We start from the raw sequence: 22,525 nt of genomic DNA, 5'->3' as shown, positions 1-22,525 counted from the left end.
GTTACAAGGTTTGGTCTTGCAGTCTAAAAATCTAATATCTACCAATCTAACAATCCAAAAATCTACTTACAAGTCGCTTCATAAATATCCACTATCCTGGCAAACTCCGTATTTTTCAGGTCGGCTTTTTTCAGCTCCTCCACAAATTGCGGGCAGGTTTCTTTAAAGTTGAAATCCACTACCTGGTACAGGTTAAACCCGGTCATAAAATTCAGGTCCGACTGCCAAATGCCTATCGCGAAGGCAAAATCCTCGTCGCCGCGCTGCATATAATAAGCTTCCGACTGATAGCGTGTATTGTTCATCCCTGCCATGCTGTTCCCGCTCAGGGAGCCTTTCAGGAAACGCACGCCATAAATCGTGATCCTTCCTTTTTTTATGATCCTTGCCACCGATTTTTTAGAATCAAGGTTAAACGACTTTGGGTTCAGGATCTTATTGTTGCCCAGAATGATCGTGACATAGTCTTCCGTAACGCCATCAGCATTGGCCATCTGAAAGCTTTTTATTTCCTCAGTTTTGAATTTTTCTTCCTTCGCCTTTTCATCAGCTTTGAATTTTAATTTGCTCAGCTTCCCGCTTGGCTCTTCAATAAGGCCGGTTTTAGTAGCGCCGTTGTTGAAAGTTATCGTACCGGGATAGAATTCGGCGAATGCCATAAAAGGCATCAACATAAGTAGTAAGAGTATTTTTTTCATAGTGTGGTTTGGTTTTCACGAAAATAAGGATTTTTTTGGCAGGAGCGGAAGAGCAGGTGCATTTTTGCAGGCGCCGTTCCTGTTCTGTCCCGTATTGGCGGGATATCGCCTTTATCTGCTTCGTGCCTCGCAGGATATCGGCTCTATCAGAGCTAAACAGCCATAGTGAGTGCCAACCGGCAACACTGAGCTCAAAACCCTGAACTCCCAACATTCCTTACGGAATGTTAATCTGCTTCGCAATTGGGCACGCATCGCTTAATTTCGCTTTAAATAAAGGCATAATGCAAAAGAATACCCCAAAAACCACACTCTTTTTAATACCCGGCGGACGCGAACTCGCATTGCCCGAGCATTCCGAAAAATTAAGGAGTGCAATGGTGGAGTCGATCACAGAAAGGACTGCAAAGATCATGATGCTTGCCGATAAACCGCTTATCCCCGAAAAACAACTGCATACCATCGCAAAATACAAAACCGTTTTATTAATAGAGACCGACCAGATATACAATGAAGACGATGCTTGGGGTGTTGCTTTTGAAGTACAGGCCGATAATTACCTCCCCGTTATTGAAAGTGCAGGCTTCGACTTCCAGGTTATCCGGATGGAAGCGGTTGCCGTAAAATATGAGGACTTTGAGATTATTGATAAGTATCTCTGATGTAATAAAAATCCCCCTATTCACCACGGCATTGCCCATTGGTAATAAAGCCGTATCATTGCCCATGAAGCGTCCCAAATATGAACTGTCCTCCAATGCCGATTTTACCGTCTTTGGGTTTGTGAGTACCGGTGCGTACGGCAGGATACCTAAAGCCATCAAATACACGCCGACCCTGAATAAGGATGTCTACAATCTTGGCTTTGGCACTATCATTTCTAATAACGCTGAAACGGGCGAGCTTGAGATCGATGATACTTCTACAAACGGCAATGCCGACCTCCAGATGATTTTGGCTACAGTATTCCGTTCAATGCACGCCTTTACAGAAGCCCATCCAAAGTCCTATGTCCTCTTTGGCAGCAGTGATCCCGCTAAGATGCGCCTGTACCGAATGGCATTATCCAAAAATTATAATCTCGTCTCAAAAACGTTTCACCTTTTTGGCGCAGTCCACAATGCGAAAGGCCAGCTTGTCAATGTACCTTTTGACTTAAAAGCTAATGTTGAAGGCTTTTTTATTAAGAGACGGTAAGGATTCTTTGCGAATAATTTGTGCGGTCTAACAATCCAACAATCTAAAATCTAAAGTCTATTTAGTCACCTTCACCCAATCCACATATACCTTTGCATTTCCCTTTTTAATATCATCCACGGTACTCTGCGGGATACCATTATATGGCGTTTTCACCCCGTTGATCTTGGCAGGATAGGCACCGCCAAGTGCAAAATTCAGGATAAGGAAATGCGGCTTATCGAAAACCCATGGGCCATAATTGTTTACAATCGGTTTGGTAACACGGTAAAACAGCTTGCCGTCAACTTTAAAAAGCAGCTGGTCTTTTGTCCAGTCCACCGAATAAATATGCCAGTCGGAAACGTCAGTACCATCGAGGTAAACTTTATTCACAAGGTGGGTGTCACCAAAATAACCGGGCCCGTGCATGGCGCAGCCTATCCAGTCGGGCTCGCCAACATATTCCATGATATCTATTTCGCCGCAATCGGGCCAGTTACCCTGTGCGCCCAATGCCCAGAAGGCAGGCCAGTAGCCGCTCCCGGGAGGCATTTTTATCCGTGCGGCCATCGTGCCGTAAGTAAATTGCTTTTTCCCGCGCGAATCCATCCGCCCCGATATAAAGTCGAACTTCTTCCCATTCTCCGCAAGATACTCTGGGCTGTACAGCGCTTTTATCATAAGTGCGCCATTCTCCGCGCCTTCAATTTTTTTGTCCAGATAAAGTGTTGCAGAGGAATCTGCATACGCCTGCTGCTCATTGTTTACAAACACATCGGTGCGCGGTGTCCAGTTGGCGGTATCGATAGCGGTACCTGAAAAGTCATCGAAGAAAACGACGTTTTCTTTTTTATCCGATGTTTTTTCTTTTGAGGAAGAATGCTTAACCGGATCTTCCTTTTTAGCACAGGAAACCGACAATGCGAAAATTGCTGCGCTCAATGGCAGCAGTTTAAATCTATTGGTCATAACAGATGTTTTTTTGGTATGACCAATATAAAAATAATTTGGTTAGAAATTTACCTGTCCGGATTTTCCTTTACCACACTTCCCTCCGGCGGGTATTTAATAGTGCCTTTTATTTTTTCGACATGCGCAGGGTCAAACCTCGGCAGCTGCATTTCACCATTTTCCTGCCATCCCTGCACGGTATCGGATGCAGCAGCAGCTTTATCAAAATCATAAAGATCTTTCGGGGTGTAGCCCATTTGCGTAGGAATGGCGAAGAACGTACCACTTTTTATTACAATATCCATCATGCGCAGCAACAGGTCTTCGTGTATTTCCTGTGCGGTATCCCAGTTGGGCGCTTCCACATACGAAGTGATATCTACTTTTAGTGAACTTGAATGAATACCTGTAAACCGCACGATAGGAGGTGTGTTGAGTACTTTAGGATGCGAATACAATATTGCCCTCAGTTCCACCAATAAGAACCGCATCTGGTCGGGTGTTGTTTCTATCCTGAAATAAAACGAAGGATTAAAAAAGAACCTGTCGCGGTGGGCAAAGTTCTCTATTTTGCTGGAGGCAAAATCTCCATTTGGAATGGTGACAATAGTACGTGAGGGAGTGCGCAGCCGTGTACTCCGCATCCCGATAGATTCTACCGTACCCGAAATATCCCCGATCTTACAGAAATCGCCTACACGTATGGGCTGGTCGGTAACGAGGGTAACACTGCCCACAAAATTTTCCATGGTCTTTTGGGCACCCAATGCCAGTGCGATACCGCCAATACCCAGCGCGGCAATTCCGGCGGTTACGTCTACGCCTAATGCGCCCAATACGGCTATAATACCGAAAATCACTATAGCAACTTTTGATGTACGCCTCAGGAACATTATTACAGATATGGCAGAGACACGCTTGCTCAGGGTCATCCTGTTTTTAGTGTAAATGCTTACCAGGTCGGCAATGCGCCACAACAGCATAAGTATTGAGACAATGCCTATGGTTACGGTTATTACACTGAACCGCTGCCGCACAATTATAGAAATGCCTACCTCCTGAGAGAGTACAATAAATATCCAAATAGTAAAATACAACCGGAAAGGCAGCTCAAAAGCTTTTATAACAAGAGCTGTTTTCTCTTCTTTTGCTTTTTTCCAAAGCAGGTGTATGATCAGGCTCAGAAATGCGATGATCGCCCATGCTGCCATATAGGCTACCATAATAAGAACCACCACAGCCAGCCAATGCCCAACGGGAACACCTCCCAGACGTCGTTCTTTCAGCACATCGGGTAACACTTTATCGATGATAAGGTCATTGTCTACGTTAACACTAAGTACATCGTCAACAGTCTCTGCAGAAAATTGCCACAGGGCCGGCTGGTCGGGTGCGGCAGTGTTTTTTACCATAAGGTTAATGGTTTCACCCGCAGCAGTGATCGTACCGATGAGGTCGCTGCCCTCGGCAATGTTTTCTTCATCGGTACGCCCGGTTTCTTTATTGCTGATAAAACCATAAGGCTGTATATCGCCACTTTGGTCAAGCAGCTTCTGGAAAATGTTTACAATACGGATGCGCTCGGCCTCTTTACGGTAGGTGCGTTTTGTGAGTTCGAGATACTGGCTGGCCTTTACATAATCGGCTTTACCAATGGCACTGATAAAACCTTCAACAGTCCCGCGTGGAGTGCGCCTCCCGAGTGAGTCATTAGGTGTTTCGGTAACCGCATCTGCCGCTTTTTGAGATGTTCCGCTAAGAAGTTGTGCACTGGCTGTAAAATTTGCCAGTAACAGGAATAATATGAAGTATAGATTTTTGTAGCGATGGGTAGCCATAATGTACGATTTTTCAGCATTAAAATTAAAAAATCCATAAGGGGAATGGATGCTATTTAACGTTATATTCTGAAAATAAAATGGCGTTAATTGTTTAGTTTTGTGGAAATCCTGTTCATTATATGAGATATTTCTTTTTTCTATTTATATCTGCTTTCACTTTTGCCCAACAAACGAAGAAAGTCGACTTCAAAACCATGGATGCGAGCCTGTCATTCGACGTACCTCAAAAAAAGGTAATGGGCCGTGTTCGCTATACGTTTGAAGTATTCGACAAAAAAACGGATACCATTTACATCGATGCCCGCAATATGAAATTTAGCGACGTGAAAGTGAACGGCAAAAGAAAAACAGGATGGGCTGCTTCGGCGACTGCCTTAAAGCTTTACAGAGACTATAAGAAAGGAAAAAATACTGTGGAGTTCAATTATGAAGCACAGCCAAAGCAAACGCTATATTTTGTAAAGGATGGCACCCGCGACCAGATATGGACACAGGGGCAGGGCAAGTACACCAGCCACTGGCTCCCAAGCTTTGACGACGTGAATGAGAAAGTTGTTTTCAATATGACGGTACTTTATCCTGATGGTTATACTGTGTTGGCCAATGGTCAATTAAAAGACAGATCGAAAGAAGGTATCCAGCAAAATTGGCATTACGAAATGGAAAAGCCTATGAGCAGCTATCTCGTGATGCTTGCCATCGGGACATTTGATAAGCAATCGGAATTATCCGCATCCGGTACGCCGCTTGAATATTACCTCCGCCATGAAGACCTTGATAAATACGGACCGACCTACCGTGACAGCAAACGGATATTTGATTTTTTGGAGAAAGAAATAGGTGTTAAATATCCCTGGGGCATTTACCGCCAGGTGCCGGTGCTCGACTTTCTGTATGCAGGAATGGAGAATACAACATCGACCATTTTTGCACAGGATTTTGTGGTGGATGAAACCGGGTTTAATGACCGTACTTATATTAATGTCAATGCACACGAACTGGCCCACCAGTGGTTTGGCGACCTTATCACTGCCGAAAGCGGAAAGCATCACTGGCTCCAGGAGGGCTTTGCCACCTATTATGCGCTTCTTGCTGAGAAGGAACTTTATGGCGAAGATCATTTCAATTATGAGCTTTACCAAATGGCCGAACGCCTCCAGCAGGCTGCAAAGACCGATACCATTCCGGTGATGAATGAAAAAGCAAGCGTGCTGTCATTTTACCAAAAAGGGGCATGGGCGCTGCATGTGCTTCGCGAGGGAGTGGGACATGAGACCTTTCGCACTGCCGTAAAAAATTACCTTGAGAAGTACGGTTTTAAGAATGTGACAACCGATAATTTCCTTGCAGAGATTAACAAAGTTTCATCCTATGATACCAATGCTTTTAGAAAGCGTTGGCTTGAAAAAGGTGGCTTCGAGGTAAACGAGGCGTTATCGTTACTTAATAAGAATGAATTTATGCAGCTGTACCTGAAATTGGGCGACTTGTCTGATAAGCGCTTTGCTGAAAAGAAACCCATATACCTGCAAATACTGCAATCCGACCAGTTTTATCCTGTCAAAGAAGAAGTGATTTTCCAGACGGCTGAAGTCCCTTTTGAAGAAAAAGCAGAACTGGTGCGCTATGCCATGAAAACAGGCGATATAAGGTTGCGACAGGCAGTAGCGCGTACCGTAACTACAATCCCTAAAGATTTTGTTGAAGAATATATCACGCTGCTTAATGACAATTCGTACATCACTAAAGAGATTGCACTGAACATCCTTTGCAGTAAATTTCCCGAAAGGCAGGCCGAATTCCTGGATAAATCGAACGGATGGGTAGGCTTCAACGATAAGAACCTGCGGATTCTTTGGCTATCACTGGCCTATGGTGCAAAGGATTATCGCGTTGCCGATAAGGAAAAATTCTATGCTGAAATACAGGAATATTCCTCTCCAAAATATGAAAGCACTGTACGGCAAAATGCATTGGCTAACCTGCTTTATCTTGCCAAACCCGACCCGGTTATGCTCCAAAACCTTGTAAATGCAGCCGGCCACCACAAATGGCAGTTTGTGAAGTTTGCCAAAGATAGCATCAGGGGATTGCTTAAAAAAGAAGGCTACAGGGCACAGTTTGAAAGCCTGCTGCCGTCATTGCCCGAAAGCGACAGGAAAAGGCTTGAAGGGTTGTTGACAGAAAAGTGATTTTTCTAAACTTCAGATTTTTGCTTTTCCGAGAAAGTCTGAACGTCCAACAATCTAATATCTAAAAGGCTATTTCCCAATCTTAATACTTTTTATCAAAGCATCGAACTCTTTGCTGTTATCTTCATTAACAACGCCGTCGGTAAAAGTAAGCTGGAAATAAAAATCATTGTGTGGTATTACATACGTTTTGCTGCGTACCCTATATTCCAGGCCTGCCTGCGTTTTCATGGTAAATTTCCCGCTGAAGTAAATGCTTTTAACTTTATTTATCTTTATTTCCTGCGGCTCGTCTATGTATTCATAGTCGGGATGAAGCTCTTTAAAACTGTTAGCGCTTTTAATTACGTACGATTTAAATACTTCAAAATCCTTATTCTTTTTTTCCCGTACGTTTACCTGTATGGCTGGTATCAATCCGCCGTGGGTCATAGGGTCATATTTGTAAAACGACATAAGCAGCAAGGAACCCTTATGGTCGCTAATGATCTTTAATAACTTTGAATTATCAAGGTCCAGCTTGTGGAGGTTTTGTTTAAGGTCATCGTTATTGGCCCAAATCCAGCCTACGGGTTCATCCATAGAAAAGCCATAAGACGTATTTTCATATCGTGTTTTTTGCGCTTTTGCCGAAATGAAGAACAATGACAGGCCGATAAGTAAAATAGTTTTCATAGTAAGGATTTACAAGGCAAACTTAAATAAAAAAACGTTTGTTAAAAAACTTATGAAAGATAACTGTTATTGTGTAACTGCAATGATCACGCCAAAATTGCCATCAGTCTGAAGCCAGTTTTCTTCAGGTAAGTATGTCCGGGAGACGAATCCGTCAAGATACAAGGCGTTCTTACATCCCATGTTTTTGAAATACGCGGCAAAATCATAAAAGTTAATTGGTTCTTTCGACATTGCGAAATGCACATTTCCATCCGGCAGGATACCAACGCCATTTCGAATCTGAAGATTTGCAGAGCCTCTTTTAAATGCGGGATGCATCTGTCCGCGGGAGATTAGCATTGGCCCTGACTGCGTGGCATATTTTAATGTGTTACCATTTTTAAAATCAGGTGTTTTACAAATATCTGCCCTGTTTTTAGTTGTAATATAAAATACTCCATTCGGTTTAAGATAAAAATTGCCATTGCCGCTTAAAGTATCTAAAGGCGAAAGCAGCCGCCCATTTTCTATATATAATCCCTGTGGAGTATGGTCGGGCTTATACATTCCGCCATTCATCGCAAAGGACAGTTTTTTGTTTTTCCCGAGAAGCCATTGTTTCAGGTTTTCGATGCTGCCAAAATTTTTCCCGGCTTTATTTTTATGAAACATGGAAAGGCTTTCCGGTTCGGCGGTATAACTGATAAACCTTTCATCATGTCCATTTGCAGCGCCGGCAATTATCCCCGCGATTGAAAGGATAATTATAAGAAATAAGAATGGCTTATATAATTTCAATGAGATCGTTTTTTATATCAAACATAAACAAAAAAAGCATCTGTTACGATGCCTTTATATTTTTCTGGAAATTTGAAATTACTAATTCCACAAATCTGATACTTCACTCTTAAGCTGTGCAATGGCAGCGCTGCTTGGCGTTTGTTTATCGAACAAGTTTCTTAGTATTGTTTCTCGTAAGTCCTGTGCTGAGGCTATCGCACCATCTGATGCGGCCTTGCGTATCATCTGTATGGTTGCATTCTTGGCGGTAGTCACAATATCCCAACTTTCGGAAGAGATGTAAATCTGTTGCGAAAGGTTGTGCTCGTATTCTATCTCTATCTGCGAAACAAGGTATTCCTCATACTCATGCTTGTCTGATGAATGCGGTGTTAAGCGGATAAGTATCTTGGCCGGGTTGATGCGCTCCAGGAAAAGCACGAGCCTTTCGAAAGCCTGGAGTCGAAGCGGAAGCGCATTTTTTTGTGCTTCCTTATGGATGAGGTAACGCCGGCGGCCTTCCTCATTTTTGGTATGCATACTGAAAAAGTAATAGGCAACGCCCCCTGTAACAATGGCGGGCAGGGTATAAGCCAAAAGCTCGATGATTTTGTCGAAATCCATATTGTTGAAATCGTATTTTAGAGTAGTAATTACGAAATGCTAAATTAGGAAATAAAATTTTATGATTTTCTCTGTCGTTATAAATATAGTTACTTTCATTATATGTGATGGCTAAGATTTAAATATATGGTTTTTGAGTAATAAAAATGGTATTCAAAATTATATTAAAAAGGTTTTTAAATATTTATTTTTCGGTTATTCGTTATTTGAATTATCTTGCGTAGAAAACATAAATTAAGTTATAGGTATGTCGATTTTTCATGGATATACCAGGGTGTCTTCATTTAATTTTGATTTAAGAAATACATGTTAAAATTTAATTTTACATCATAATTAAAAAATTATAACTCTTTTTTTTGTGGTTTTTATTGTTAATTTAAAAAAATATATGGGTGTTTATTTTGATAAATATAATTTTTTAAAAGCCCTTTAAATGCTTACGAAAACGGTTTAGTTGTATTGTTTATGTATAGGTGAATTTAGTGTTCTGCAATGATGGAATTAGTTAATGTATGGTTTGTATATACTGCAATGTTAATTATATTTTAACTAATTAATTTACTTTAGCTCAAAATATAAATTTTATGATCTATAATTACCAAAAACAATTCAATGTGCTCTTGCTGCTTATATGCGTTATTTTTTCGCAATATGCTGCTGCCGGTAGCGTAGATTACGCTTCTATTGAATGCACAAACACAACATCGGATATTGATACCGCGGTAACCACAGCCTTTGCTGGGTGCTCAGGGTCGGGCACACAAATACAACAAGGAAATGCCCTTACTGCCGGGTATACCTATAATTTTGAAACAATTGGTACTAGTGTTAAAGCTACTTTTACATTACTTGACACTAAGAGTGGGTTAGTAGCTTATCTGTGGAAACAGAACCCAACATTTACAGAAACTTCAATGTCTGCTGTTTCAGGACAAACACAGACATTCAGCATCACCCTGACAAACCAAACGGCAGGAACAACACTTAATTTAGCCTGTAAATTTGCCTATGCGGGCGGTCTATCTGTGACCACATATATTAGCTATGTGGTAGGTAACAACTGCGCTGTCGATACTGCTGCTCCAACAAATTTTACTGCTACATTAGGTACGGTTACAGCAAGCTCGGTCCAGTTATTGTTTAACGGGACGGACGATTCAGGTTCTTTGACTTATACCGTTACTTACGGCGCAACCACTGTAACAACTACAGGCACATCTGGAGTCCAAAAATCGTTTGTTATCAGCAACCTAACTCAAAATACTCCTTACAGCTTTAGTATAACGGCTAAAGACGCATCCAATAATCTTGCGGCTAACGGTCCTTTAACGGTTGCTGCTAGTACACTTGTTGATACCAGTACGGCATGTGCCGGAACCAGTTCTGTAGCGGCTGAGGGAACCTTCTCGACCGGTTATAATTATAGTTTTACAACCAGCGGTACCAGTGTTACTGCTACTTTTAAATTGCTAGATACAGACAAAACCGGTGTAGTAGCCTACCTGTGGTCACAGACACCAGGATTTACAGAAAATTCAATGACTAATACGTCGGGACTTACATTTACCAAAACAATAACCGGTCTAACAGTGGGTGCAACAGTTAATTTTTCAGTTAAATTTGCTTTTGCAGGAGGCCTTTCCCGTACAAAATATTTTGCCTATACAGTTGGGGATGCTTGTGGTGTTGTCCCGGCAGATTCACAAGCGCCTACAGGATTTACTGCAACGTTGGGAACTGTTACGATGAATTCTGTACAATTGTTGCTGAATGGCAGCGATAATTCAGGGTCTTTAACATACACAATCACTTACGGATCTAACACAATAACAGTTACTGGTAATTCGGGGGTACAACAAACGAAAGTTATCAGTGGCCTTGCATCAAGTACAGCCTATAGTTTTAGCGTTACAGCTAAAGATGCTGCCGGTAATACAGCAGCCAACAATCCAATCGTTGTAAATGCTACCACCTCCTTGGATACCAGTACGGCATGTTCAGGAACCAGTTTGGTGGCGGCAGAGGGTACTTTTTCTGCCGGATACAATTACAGTTTTACTACCACCGGGGGCAATGTTACCGCTACTTTTACAATGCTCGATACTGATAAAACAGGTGTAATAGCCTACTTATGGTCACAGACACCTGGATTTTCAGAAAATCAAATGACCAATACTTCAGGCCTTACATTTACAAAGACAATAACAGGCCTTACTGTAGGTACAAGCGTTAGCTTTTCTGTTAAATTCGCTTATGCAGGTGGCCTTGTGCGCACGAAATACTTCACTTACACAGTTGGGGACAGCTGTGGCGTTGTAGTTCCGGATACTCAGGCACCCACAGCTTTTACAGCCACACTTGGAACTGTAACATCAAGTACAGTACAGTTATTGCTAAAAGCTTCGGATGACTCAGGTGGTGTAACATATACTATTACTTACGGAGCTACTACAACTACTGTTCCTGGTAATTCAGGAGTACAGGTGTCAAAAGTTATATTAAACCTTACACCTGAAACTGCCTATAACTTTAGCGTCACTGCAAAAGATGCCAGCGGTAATACTGCGGCAAATGCACCTGTTTTGGTAAATGCTACTACTGCTGTCGACACCAATACCATGTGCGCAGGAACCAGTTACCAGGCAGCAGAAGGGACATTCACTACAGGATACAATTACAGTTTCCAAAGTAGCGGTAGCAGTGTAATCGTTACATTTACCATGCTTGATACAGATAAATCAGGTGTAGTTGCGTATTTGTGGAGACAGACACCATTTTCTGAAACACAAATGTCTAATACTTCCGGATTAACATTTACAAAAACGATAACAGGACAAACTGCTGGAACTATAATAAATTTTTCAGTTAAATTTGCTTATGCTGGTGGCCTTGTCCGTACCAAATACTTCTCATATACTGTTGGAGACAATTGTAACGGCATTGTAAACGATACTGAAATTCCGGGTAATTTTACGGCTACATTGGGTGCTGTTACAGCAACGTCGGCCGAGTTATTGCTAAACGGTACCGACAACTCAGGAACTGTAACGTATACTATTACGTATGGCGGTTCGACTTTAACAATTACTGGCGCCACAGGTGTACAGCAATCAAAGATTATTACCGGTCTTATACCGCAGCATACTTACAACTTTAGCGTCGCAGCAACCGATACAGCCGGTAACGCAGCAGCTAACAACTCTGTCGTAGTAGCAGCTACAACTTTGGCCTATGTTAATACACCATGCTTGGGATTCAGCTCAAGCGCAGCGGAAGGCTCTTTTTCCTCAGGTTATAGCTATAATTTCACAAGCAGTGCTAACAGTGTCACTGCTACCTTTACCTTGCTCGATACTGACAAAACAGGTGTTATAGCTTATTTGTGGAGCCAAACACCATTCTCAGAAGCACAAATGACAAACACCTCTGGGCTTACTTTCACAAAAACACTAACAGGTATAACTCAGGGAACACCGGTTAGCTTAGGGGTTAAATTTGCTTATGCAGGCGGCCTTTCGCGTACGGTATACTTTTCTTATACAGCAGGAGACCTTTGTGATGGAAACCCGGTAATTGATACCGACATACCTACAAACTTCACTGCATCGGTAGGTGCTGTAACAACAAACTCTGTCCAGCTATTGGTTAACGGTTCTGATAATACCGGCACTGTTACGTACGACATTACTTATGGAGCTAACACGGTAACAGTTTCAGGCGCGTCAGGAATACAGCAATCAGTGATCATAACCAGTGGAATACTTCCTGCAACCTCATATAGCTTTACTGTATCAGCAAGGGACGCATCCGGCAACCATCCTGTTAATAACAATATCGTACTGCAAGCAACCACATTGCCTAATGCAAGCACGCCATGTTTGGGCATAAGCACGCAGGCTGAAGAGGGTACGTTCTCAACTGGTTACACGTACAAATTCGTTACCAACGGAACAGATGTTACAGCAACATTTACATTGCTTGATACCGACAAGTCCGGTGTGGTAGCATACCTTTTGAGGCAGACACCATTCTCTGAAACAATTATGACAAATACTACTGGACTGACATATACTAAAACCATAACTGGGCTTACGCCAGGCACAACTATTAACTTTGCAGTTAAGTTTGCGTATGCAGGAGGCCTTTCACGTACGAAATACTTCAGCTATATAGTAGGTGATACCTGTGCCGGAGGTGTGGGTGACATGTTTACAACCATCTGGAATGGTACATCGTGGAGCAATGGCATACCAGTTTCGAACCAATACAACGCAATTGTGGAAGGAAACTATAATTCAGACACCAATGGCGAGATCATTGCAGGATCATTAGCTGTAAACAGTGGCGAAATGGTTATTGCCAGTGGCGACAACTTTAAGATAAAAGGTGGTGTTACCGTAGATACTGAAGCAACATTTACAGTTCAGAACAATGCTAACCTTATACAGTCGGATGATGTGGATAATACAGGTGTCATATCAGTAATAAAAGAAAGTGCGCCAATGTACAGGCTGGATTATGCTATGTGGGCTTCGCCGGTAGCGGCACAAACCCTTAAAGGATTCTCCCCTGAAACGCTTAACAACCGTTTTTACCACTATAACCCTCTTAGTGATGCCTATGCTACAGTAGCCGATCCGGTGGCCACTGTATTTGGCGAAGGCGAAGGCTACCTTATACGCGTTGCTAACGACCATCCTGCTTTTGTAAGTGCAGAGACACCGGGCATGCCGTGGGAAGGTACTTTTACAGGCGTTCCTAACAATGGTAACGTGAATGTAACAGTAATTCCTTTGGATGACCAGGAAGGTACAGAAAATGATGTGAACGGCTACAATGGTATAGGTAATCCTTACCCGTCATCTATTAATATTGCAGCCTTTTTTGCGGCAAACCAGAATAACTTAGCAAATAATACTCCCATTTATTTCTGGAGGAAAAAGAATGATGCATCAACTTCCTGCTATGCTTCCCTGACCCTTGCAGGCTACAACCAAAACTCAGGCAATGCCTGGGGCGACAGCAGCAACGGTGTATTCAACAATCCAAATAACAGTGCAAACTGGGTTATAAATCCGGGGCAGGGCTTTATTGTGAAAGCGGTTTCTAATACGGTTATCTTTACCAACGCAATGCGCGTAGCTGCAAATAACGGTCAGATGTTCCGTACAGAAATGGAAGAGGACTTCACTAAATCACGTCTATGGCTGAACCTTACAAATAGCGAAGGCGCGTTTGGGCAAACAACAATTGCATATACACCGGCAACAACTTTTGGCCTTGATTTCGGTTGGGATGGTGAAGCCATTACTGATGGCGAGATATCGATCTATTCGCTTGCAGGTGATGCAAAACTTGGCATACAGGCAAGGCCGGCCTTTGATAGTTCAGACGTTGTGCCATTGGAATACAAAATTACTACAGCAGGCAATTACAGCATTTCGCTTGACCACACGGACGGCGTATTTGCGGCAGATCAGGATATTTATCTTAGGGATAACCTTTTGGGAGGCACAACGCACGACCTTAAGCAAGGCCCTTACGAATTCACTGCTGAGGCAGGAGTAATTACAGGCCGTTTTGATTTGGTGTATGCAGAGGCTTTAAGTACTAACATACCTGCTTTTGATGCCAACAGCATGATCGTTTACAAACAGGGCAATGTAATAAACATCAGCACAGGAAACACTGAGATAAAATCTGTTGCAGTGTATGATGTACAGGGCAGGCTGCTTTACCGTGCCAATGATGTTAATGCAGTAACAACAGCCATCGCAGGCCTTCAGTCAGAACAACAAATGCTTATCGTACAGGTACAGACAGTACAGGGTGCTAAAGCAAGCCGGAAAATAGTTTTTTAATTTTCACATTTTTTAGTAGTTTTAGGTAAAGGGGCTGTATCAGGGGTGATACAGCCCCTTTTGTTACATAGACGAAATATTAAAATTTAAACATTTATCAGATACTATTACAATTACTATTTTGTAAAGAGAAATAGTCGAGTTAAACATTGTTTACAATCCAATCTAAAATGTAGTTGGTGTATTGTTTATGTATAGGCAAAATGGCAACATTTTCTTTTGTTATTCCTGTCTGTATGGTTTAATTATAATAGTCAACTTATAGATATCACTTCAATCATAATACTTTAGCAAAAAAGAACATAGATGAATAATTACAAACAATGCATTAAAATAGTACTGATCGTTTTGTCTCTCGTTTTGTCACAGCATATATGTGCCCAATTTACAACAGTGGGGAGCGGTAGCTACAGGACAACTTTTCCGGGAACTGACTCCGGAGGCAGGAATGCCTTTCCTGCGGGATCGCCCCTGTTAAGTGGTAACGCTATAGGGAAACCCGTACCAACAAACGATTGGTGGTCCTCCAAGATAAAGCAAAATCACGTCAATAACCTTTTCAATTATCCATTGGCTTTACGCACCGTTAACCAGGGACTCGTTGTGAGTTATATAGTGCCGGCTTCTACAGCAAATGGCGCTACACAACCCATGGATGATACGCTCCCTATAACAGTGGGGGTATCCGGGCTAAATGCTTCTCAGGCAACCGTATCTGATTATTCAGACTGGACTGTAAGCATGAACTGGGCGAACGGTACAAAGTCCTTTACTGCTACGGCGGGAATTGGTATGCCATTCCTTTATTTTACAAAAAATGCAGCCGATGTAGCCGAAATAAAGGTTACGCAGGGCACAGTGACCGTCAGCAATGAAATGCTTCTTGTTACAAATTCGCATCAGGGCGCCGATTTTGCAATTTATGCCCCGGTAGGCAGTACGTGGATCCAAAACGGTACTACCTACACGTCGACATTAAATAACAAAACCTATTGGTCAATGGCCTATTTGCCACCAACAGCGAATTTGCCTGTGGTAGCGAATGAGTACAAGCAATATGCCTACGTTTTCCCAACGAACACTACTACTGCATGGAATTATAATGAGACTACATCAAAGCTTACCACAGTTTTTAATGTGGCTACCAGTGTAAAAGAAGGTTCGGGCACAAACGTATTGCTTGGCTTGCTGCCGCACCAATGGGCGCACCTGGCTTCGGCATCTCCGCAGCCAAACAGCTATAACTATGGCACTATAAGAGGAGAACTGAAACTCCTTGCAGGCAATACATTTACAGTTGAAAATACTTTTAATGGCATCCTTACTACGTTGCCCTACGTCGACAGCTACAGCCCCGGTTTCGACCCGGCATTGCTGACATCGAAAGTTAACCTTATAAAGAACGACCAGCTTGATGCCTGGACGGATTCATATAATGAAGGCCAGTTGATGAACCGCCTGATACAAACGGCGCGGATAGCAAATGAAATGGGAAATACGGAGGCCCTGAACACCATAAAAGCAACTATAAAACAAAGGCTGCAAAACTGGCTTAAGGCCGATGCAGGCGAAGTTTCTTTCATGTTTTATTATAATAGTACATGGTCTACGATGTTTGGGTATCCGGCGGGATATGGGCAGGACACCAGTATAAACGACCACCATTTTCATTGGGGTTACTTTATCCATGCGGCTGCTTTTATGGAGCAGTTCGAGCCTGGCTGGGCAGCGCAGTGGGGGCCAATGATTAACATGCTCGTACGCGATGTAGCCAACCAGGACAGGAACGATACGATGTTTCCTTACCTTAGGAATTTCAGTCCGTACGCAGGTCATAGCTGGGCTGATGGTTTTGCGTCGTCCCCTTTTGGCAACAACCAGGAATCAACGTCTGAAAGTATGCAATTCGCTTCGTCCCTTATCCATTGGGGAACGATAACAGAGAATAATTCCATAAGGGACTTGGGTATCTATATCTATACAACAGAGCAGACCGCTATTGAAGAATATTGGTTCGATGTACATAACAGGGTGTTCAAGCCGGGATATGGCAACAAAATGGTTTCGAGGGTGTGGGGCAATGGCTATGATAACCAAACATTTTGGACTACCGATATTGCTGCGATGTACGGTATAGAAATGTACCCTATACACGGCGGCTCGTTTTACATGGCGCATCATCCGGAGTATGTTCAGGCATTATGGAATGAAATAACTACAAACACCGGGATATTGACCAACCAGGCCAACGAAAACCTGTGGCACGATACCTACTGGGAGTATCTCGCCTTTATTAATCCGCAGGCTGCATTAAACCTTTATAATTCTTATCCTAACAGGGCATTGAAATTTGGTATATCCGATGCGCAGACCTATTACTGGCTGCACGGTATGAATGTACTTGGGCAGGTGAATACTGATGTTACCGCCAATTATCCTATTGCTGCGGTGTTTAATAATAATGGTGACAATATCTACGTAGCCCACAATTACGGTGATACGCCTATTGTAGTAACATTCTCGGATGGTTTTACACTGAATGTGCCCGCCCACGAAATGGTAACCAGTATGGACCTTAACGTGGTAGGCATACTATCGGCAGATTTTTACCAGGCATTCGCCAATGGCACTGTAAACCTGGCTACTGAAGTTACAGGTACAGGAATAACAAAGGTTGGCTTTTATGATGGCAATACGCTTATGGGCGAAGATACCGCTGCACCCTACCAAATGCCTGCGGCAAACCTTGCCTTAGGCATCCACAGTATGTCGGCAAGGGTTTATGTTGGCGAGGCATTTGTTGCTACCAATACTATACAGGTGATGGTAGGTGAACAGGTACCTTATTCAGGTACCCCTTTCCAGATTCCCGGAACAATACAGGCAGGAAACTACGATATATTTGAAGGCGGTTCAGGCCAGAACATCTCGTATTATGATGTGACTGCAAACAATCAGGGTACTTACAGGCCTGCCGAATATGTAGATGCCGGTGTCACACCTGGCGAAGGCCCAACTGTGGGATGGATCGATGCAGGGGAATGGATGGAGTACACCGTTAATGTACAGACAGCAGGAATGTATACGGCAACAGTACGTTATGCTTCAGGCAATACCGGGGGCGGCGGGCCTTTCCATTTTGAGATCGATGGTACGCCGGTAAGCACTGATGCATCGGTAACAACCAGCGGCAATTGGGGTGCCTGGGCAAATAAAGTCATTAACAATGTGATGCTCACACAAGGGCAGCACGTATTGCGCGTTGCGGTGACCAATGGCGGTTTTAACCTTGGCAACATGACTTTTGCATATACCGGGCCGCTTGGCTTTGTGCCTCCTGTTGCTAATGCCGGGGAAAATGTAGCAGTAACACTGCCGGCCACTACCGCATCCCTTAATGGGTCTGGTAGTAATGACCCTGGCGGTGATACGATAACCTATAGCTGGGAGCAGGTATATGGGCCGTCTGTGATTGCTTTCAATACCAACACCAGCATGTCGCCAGCTATTTCCAACCTGGTTCAGGGCGTGTATAAAGTACGGCTTACCGTTAGCGACGGTACTTATACATCCACAGACGAAGTGCTCATTATTGTTTCTGCCGGAGGCAATGCCAGTCCTTCAGTATCGGTCACATCACCTGCGGGGGGTGCAAACTATAATCTTGGAGAAACAATTACGATCAATGCAACGGCGGGCGATCTTGACGGGACTGTAACAACAGTGAAATTTTATGATGGCGCAACCCAGATAGGGGAGGATACCACTGCCCCTTACAGTTTTGACTGGGCTGCACCTGCAGGTGGCAGCCATAATATTACCGCTGTAGCCATTGATAATGAAGGAGCGCAGGGAACGTCGCAGGTGGTAACTGTAAATGTTATCGTTACTGCAATTTGCAGCGAAACATCTGGTGAAGCGCAGCAGGGCACTTTTACAGCAGGCTATACCCTTTCATTTGAAACCACCGGAGGTAATGTAATTGTTACTGCTACATTGCTGGATACTGATAAGTTAGGCGTAGTGGCATATTTATGGCAGCAAACGCCATTCGCAGAAGCAGATATGGCTAATGTATCAGGACTTACATTTACTAAAACCCTTATCGGGCTCACACAAGGCACGACAATAACCTATGCCGTTAAATTCGCTTATGCAGGCGGGCTTTCGGTTACAAAATATATCAGTTATGTAGTAGGGGAAAACTGCATTGCAGGTGTTGATGATAATGAAATGGAAACTGCCTTCACACTATATCCAAACCCCGCACACAGCGTAGTGTATATTGACTCGCCCGCTGCTGCGATAACTAAAGTAGAGATATATTCAATACTTGGAAGCAAAGTATTGGAAACAAGGGAAAATACAATTAATATTGCCAGCCTGGCAGAAGGGTTATACCTTATCAGGATACATGCAGGTAATAAATTTGCTATTAAAAAATTAGTTATAAAATAAATATTCTCACATTCGTTAAAGAAAAAGGGCAGGACTGTAAAAGTTCTGCTTTTTTTATTTGAAGAGTGATGCTGTATCGTTTGAGTAAATTTAAATTTGTAATTGCCTTACCTGCTTACGAAAACGGTGTAGTTGTAGTGTTGATGTATAGGTGTATTATGAATGTTGTAGTGTCAAATACCGCTGATGTATGGTTTGTATATACTTCAAAATTATTCATCTTTGAAAAAATTACAATTATATTAGCAGAAAATATAAAATTTATGAACAACAATTACCAAAAATGTATTAAGGTGCTGTCGCTCCTGATCTGCGTAGTTTTATCGCAGTATTCAGGCTTCAGCAAAACTGCAGGTGACAGGGTCACTAATGCAAGCCTGAATAATACCATCGCTACAGTTGATGATGCATGTTCAGGGACAAGTTCGGAAGCATCGCAGGGAGCGTTCTCTACGGGATACAGCTACCAGTTTCAGACAGTAGGCAATAGTGTCAATATCACATTCACGCTGCTTGATACCGATAAAGTGGGTGTAGTAGCCTATTTGTGGCAGCAAACACCATTTACAGAAGTGCAAATGCCAAATGTAAGCGGACTAACATTTGCTACAACGATTACTGGCCAAACGCCGGGCGCTACGATTCATTATGGAGTAAAATTTGCCTATGCCGGCGGCCTCTCAGTTACTAAATATGTAGAATATGTAGTCGGGCAGAACTGCGGCGGCGGTGGGCCAGCCGATACTGTAGCGCCTACAGGCTTTACAGCTGCAGTGGGGACAACTACTTCATCTTCTGTTCAGTTATTGCTCAATGGCTCCGATGATTCAGGAAGTGTGATCTATAATGTTGCTTATGGTAGCAGTACTGCTACGACAACAGGTGTTTCTGGTACACAACAGGCATTTGTTATAAACAACCTTACAGCCGATACCGATTATACTTTCAGTATCACTGCAACAGATGCAGCAGGTAACCCTGCGGCAAATAACCCTATTGTACTACAGGCATCCACACTGGAAGCTGTTGCCAATACCGCGTGTGCAGGGACCAGCAATGCTGCGGCAGAGGGAGCGTTTTCTACGGGATACAGCTATAGTTTCCAGACTACAGGTACCAGTGTTACCGCTACCTTTACATTATTGGATACTGACAAAGTCGGTGTAGTAGCCTATTTATGGCAGCAAACACCATTTGTTGAAATGCAAATGACACAATCTGCCGGACTTACATTTACAAAAACTGTAACAGACCTTACACCTGGCACCGTTGTGAGTTATGGAGTTAAATTTGCGTATGCCGGAGGCCTCTCCCGTACGGTATTTTATTCTTATACTGTGGGCGACAACTGTTCTGGTACTGTAGATACTGAGGCTCCTGCGGCATTCACGGCTACAGTAGGCACAATTACCCCAACATCTGTACAATTCCTTCTTAACGGTACCGACGATTCGGGCAGCGTTATCTACACGATATCTTATAATGGTACCAGTGTAACAGTTTCAGGTAATTCAGGTTCACAACAGGCGTATGTACTAAACGGCTTAGATGCCGACACTGCGTATACCTTTACTGTTACAGCCACTGATTTAGCGGGCAACACTGCTGCAAACAACCCAATATCGCTACAGGCTACAACACTTGGAAGCTCGAACAGTGTGCCATGTACAGGAACCGGTACCGAAGCACAGCAGGGAACATTCTCTACAGGATACAGCTATTCGTTCCAAACGATCAATGGTTCTGATGTTGTAGTTACAGTTACAATGCTTGATACCGACAAAGTAGGCGTAGTAGCGTACCTATGGACACAAACGCCGTTCTCTGAAGCGCAAATGCAAAATGTTTCAGGGCTTACATTTACTAAAACACTTACAGGGCAGACACCGGGCGCAACAATTGGCCTTGCGGTTAAGTTTGCTTTTGCGGGAGGCCTGTCTGCAACAGCTTATATCCCTTATGTTGTAGGCCAGGATTGCGAGCTTCCGGAAGATACCGAAGCGCCTGCAAACTTTACGGCTACTGTAGGAGCTATTACTGCCAATACAGTTGAACTGCTGCTTAATGGTACAGATAATTCCGGCACCGTAGTTTACAATGTAACCTTTGGCGGGCAAACTATGACATTTACGGGAACTTCGGGAGTAACCACATCGGTGATTATCACTGACCTTGCTCCACAAACTGCTTATAGCTTTAGCGTAGAAGCAGCCGATGCAGCAGGCAATGAAGCAGCGAATAATGCAATTGTAGTTGATGCTACTACCCTTATGGTTGACAATGATGCTCCTACAGGCTTTACAGCTACAGTGGGAACAGTAACGGCGACTTCGGTTCAGGTAGTGCTCAACGGTACTGATAATTCAGGTACTGTTATCTACACTATTACCGTAAATGGCCAGACAACTACAGTAACAGGAGTTTCAGGAGAAGAGACTACTGTAACTATCAATAACCTTTCGCCGGAAGCGGTTTATAGCTTTACCGTAACAGCAGCTGATGCAACCGGGAACGCGGCAGCAAATAGCGGGATCGTACTGGAAGCAACAACTACAGAAGATACCAATACAGAATGTGCCGGTATGAGCGCAGCAGCGCAGCAGGGGACTTTCTCTATGGGCTATAACTACAGCTTCGAAACTGTTGGCAATGACGTAAACGTTACTTTTACGATGCTTGATACTGACAAAGTTGGTGTGGTAGCATACCTGTGGCAGCAAACACCGTTTACTGAAACGATGATGACAAATACTGAGGGGCTTACATTCACAGGAACAGTTACAGGCCAGACTACAGGAACAGATCTTGCTTTCGCTGTTAAATTTGCATATGCAGGAGGGCAGTCGGTTACAAATTATTTTACATATACAGTAGGCGAAACATGTGGACTTGGTGTTGAAACTCCGGAACTGGAGGCTTCTGTAAAACTATATCCAAACCCTGCCAGTAACGTTGTAACTATCGATTCGCAGCTTTCAAACATTTCTAAAGTTGAAGTATATTCAGTACTTGGAACTAAAGTAATGGAGTCTGCAAATACCCAGCTTAACGTTGAAAACCTTTCAGACGGAATATATATGGTAAAAATATATGCCGGAAATAAATCAGTAACTAAAAAATTAGTTATTCAGTAACAGCATGAAAATAAAAGGCAGGATAGTAACTGTCCTGCCTTTATTTTTAAAACCAGGAAATGGCACATACGCGGCGCCTGATTCACACAGAGAGTAATTTTTCAGATGATAATTTTTTAAAAGAAACAGCCTTCGGGTTGTTTCTTTGTT

At 43.1% G+C, this 22,525-nt stretch carries 12 protein-coding genes; 6 read left to right on the top strand and 6 right to left on the bottom strand.

The window, feature by feature from the left end:
* Positions 1-62 precede the first annotated feature (62 nt).
* Positions 63-698 carry a hypothetical protein gene (locus AAEO56_RS01275; protein WP_341695202.1) on the bottom strand — a complete coding sequence of 212 codons (636 nt, stop codon included), beginning with the start codon at positions 696-698 and terminating at the stop codon, positions 63-65.
* 284 nt (positions 699-982) lie between these two features.
* Between AAEO56_RS01275 and AAEO56_RS01270 the strand changes: the two genes are divergently transcribed.
* Both AAEO56_RS01270 and AAEO56_RS01265 read left to right on the top strand, forming a co-directional pair.
* Positions 983-1,360: a hypothetical protein gene (locus tag AAEO56_RS01270; protein ID WP_341695201.1), complete on the top strand. Its 378-nt coding sequence runs from the start codon at positions 983-985 to the stop codon at positions 1,358-1,360.
* The gene (locus AAEO56_RS01265) at positions 1,335-1,895 is read left to right on the top strand and encodes a DUF6934 family protein (RefSeq protein WP_341695200.1); all 561 of its coding nucleotides are present in this window, start codon (positions 1,335-1,337) and stop codon (positions 1,893-1,895) included. The genes AAEO56_RS01270 and AAEO56_RS01265 overlap by 26 nt, the downstream gene beginning before the upstream one ends.
* A gap of 57 nt (positions 1,896-1,952) precedes the next feature.
* Here AAEO56_RS01265 and AAEO56_RS01260 read toward each other — a convergent pair whose 3' ends face one another.
* Positions 1,953-2,846, bottom strand: coding sequence for a glycoside hydrolase family 16 protein (locus tag AAEO56_RS01260; protein WP_341695199.1), 894 nt, complete (start codon positions 2,844-2,846; stop codon positions 1,953-1,955).
* 50 nt (positions 2,847-2,896) lie between these two features.
* A complete protein-coding gene (locus tag AAEO56_RS01255) occupies positions 2,897-4,666 on the bottom strand; it encodes a mechanosensitive ion channel family protein (RefSeq protein ID WP_341695198.1) in 1,770 nt (589 codons plus the stop codon).
* Positions 4,667-4,788: 122 nt separating this feature from the next.
* Here AAEO56_RS01255 and AAEO56_RS01250 point away from each other — a divergent pair, with 122 nt between their 5' ends.
* Positions 4,789-6,861 (top strand): M1 family metallopeptidase, encoded by a 2,073-nt coding sequence (locus tag AAEO56_RS01250; protein ID WP_341695197.1) that lies wholly within the window; start codon positions 4,789-4,791, stop codon positions 6,859-6,861.
* A gap of 69 nt (positions 6,862-6,930) precedes the next feature.
* Here the strand turns inward: AAEO56_RS01250 and AAEO56_RS01245 are convergent, their stop codons facing one another.
* From AAEO56_RS01245 to AAEO56_RS01235, 3 genes are all read right to left on the bottom strand, one after another.
* Entirely contained in the window at positions 6,931-7,536 is a 606-nt protein-coding gene (locus tag AAEO56_RS01245) for a hypothetical protein (RefSeq protein WP_341695196.1), read from the bottom strand.
* Positions 7,537-7,602: 66 nt separating this feature from the next.
* Positions 7,603-8,316: a phosphodiester glycosidase family protein gene (locus AAEO56_RS01240; RefSeq protein WP_341695195.1), complete on the bottom strand. Its 714-nt coding sequence runs from the start codon at positions 8,314-8,316 to the stop codon at positions 7,603-7,605.
* Positions 8,317-8,397: 81 nt separating this feature from the next.
* On the bottom strand, positions 8,398-8,922 hold the full coding sequence (locus AAEO56_RS01235) for a DUF7935 family protein (protein WP_341695194.1): 525 nt from the start codon (positions 8,920-8,922) through the stop codon (positions 8,398-8,400).
* A 584-nt stretch (positions 8,923-9,506) separates the two neighbouring features.
* Between AAEO56_RS01235 and AAEO56_RS01230 the strand changes: the two genes are divergently transcribed.
* The 3 genes from AAEO56_RS01230 (at position 9,507) to AAEO56_RS01220 (ending at position 22,375) form a co-directional block, all read left to right on the top strand.
* Positions 9,507-14,783: a fibronectin type III domain-containing protein gene (locus AAEO56_RS01230; RefSeq protein ID WP_341695193.1), complete on the top strand. Its 5,277-nt coding sequence runs from the start codon at positions 9,507-9,509 to the stop codon at positions 14,781-14,783.
* Between the two features lie 306 nt (positions 14,784-15,089).
* On the top strand, positions 15,090-19,241 hold the full coding sequence (locus tag AAEO56_RS01225) for a glycosyl hydrolase (protein ID WP_341695192.1): 4,152 nt from the start codon (positions 15,090-15,092) through the stop codon (positions 19,239-19,241).
* Positions 19,242-19,504: 263 nt separating this feature from the next.
* Positions 19,505-22,375: a fibronectin type III domain-containing protein gene (locus AAEO56_RS01220; RefSeq protein ID WP_341695191.1), complete on the top strand. Its 2,871-nt coding sequence runs from the start codon at positions 19,505-19,507 to the stop codon at positions 22,373-22,375.
* Positions 22,376-22,525: the final 150 nt, after the last annotated feature.

This window comes from Flavobacterium arundinis (genome assembly GCF_038289855.1).
Classification (GTDB): Bacteria; Bacteroidota; Bacteroidia; order Flavobacteriales; family Flavobacteriaceae; genus Flavobacterium; species Flavobacterium arundinis.
This window is presented reverse-complemented; position numbering and strand designations above follow the sequence as displayed.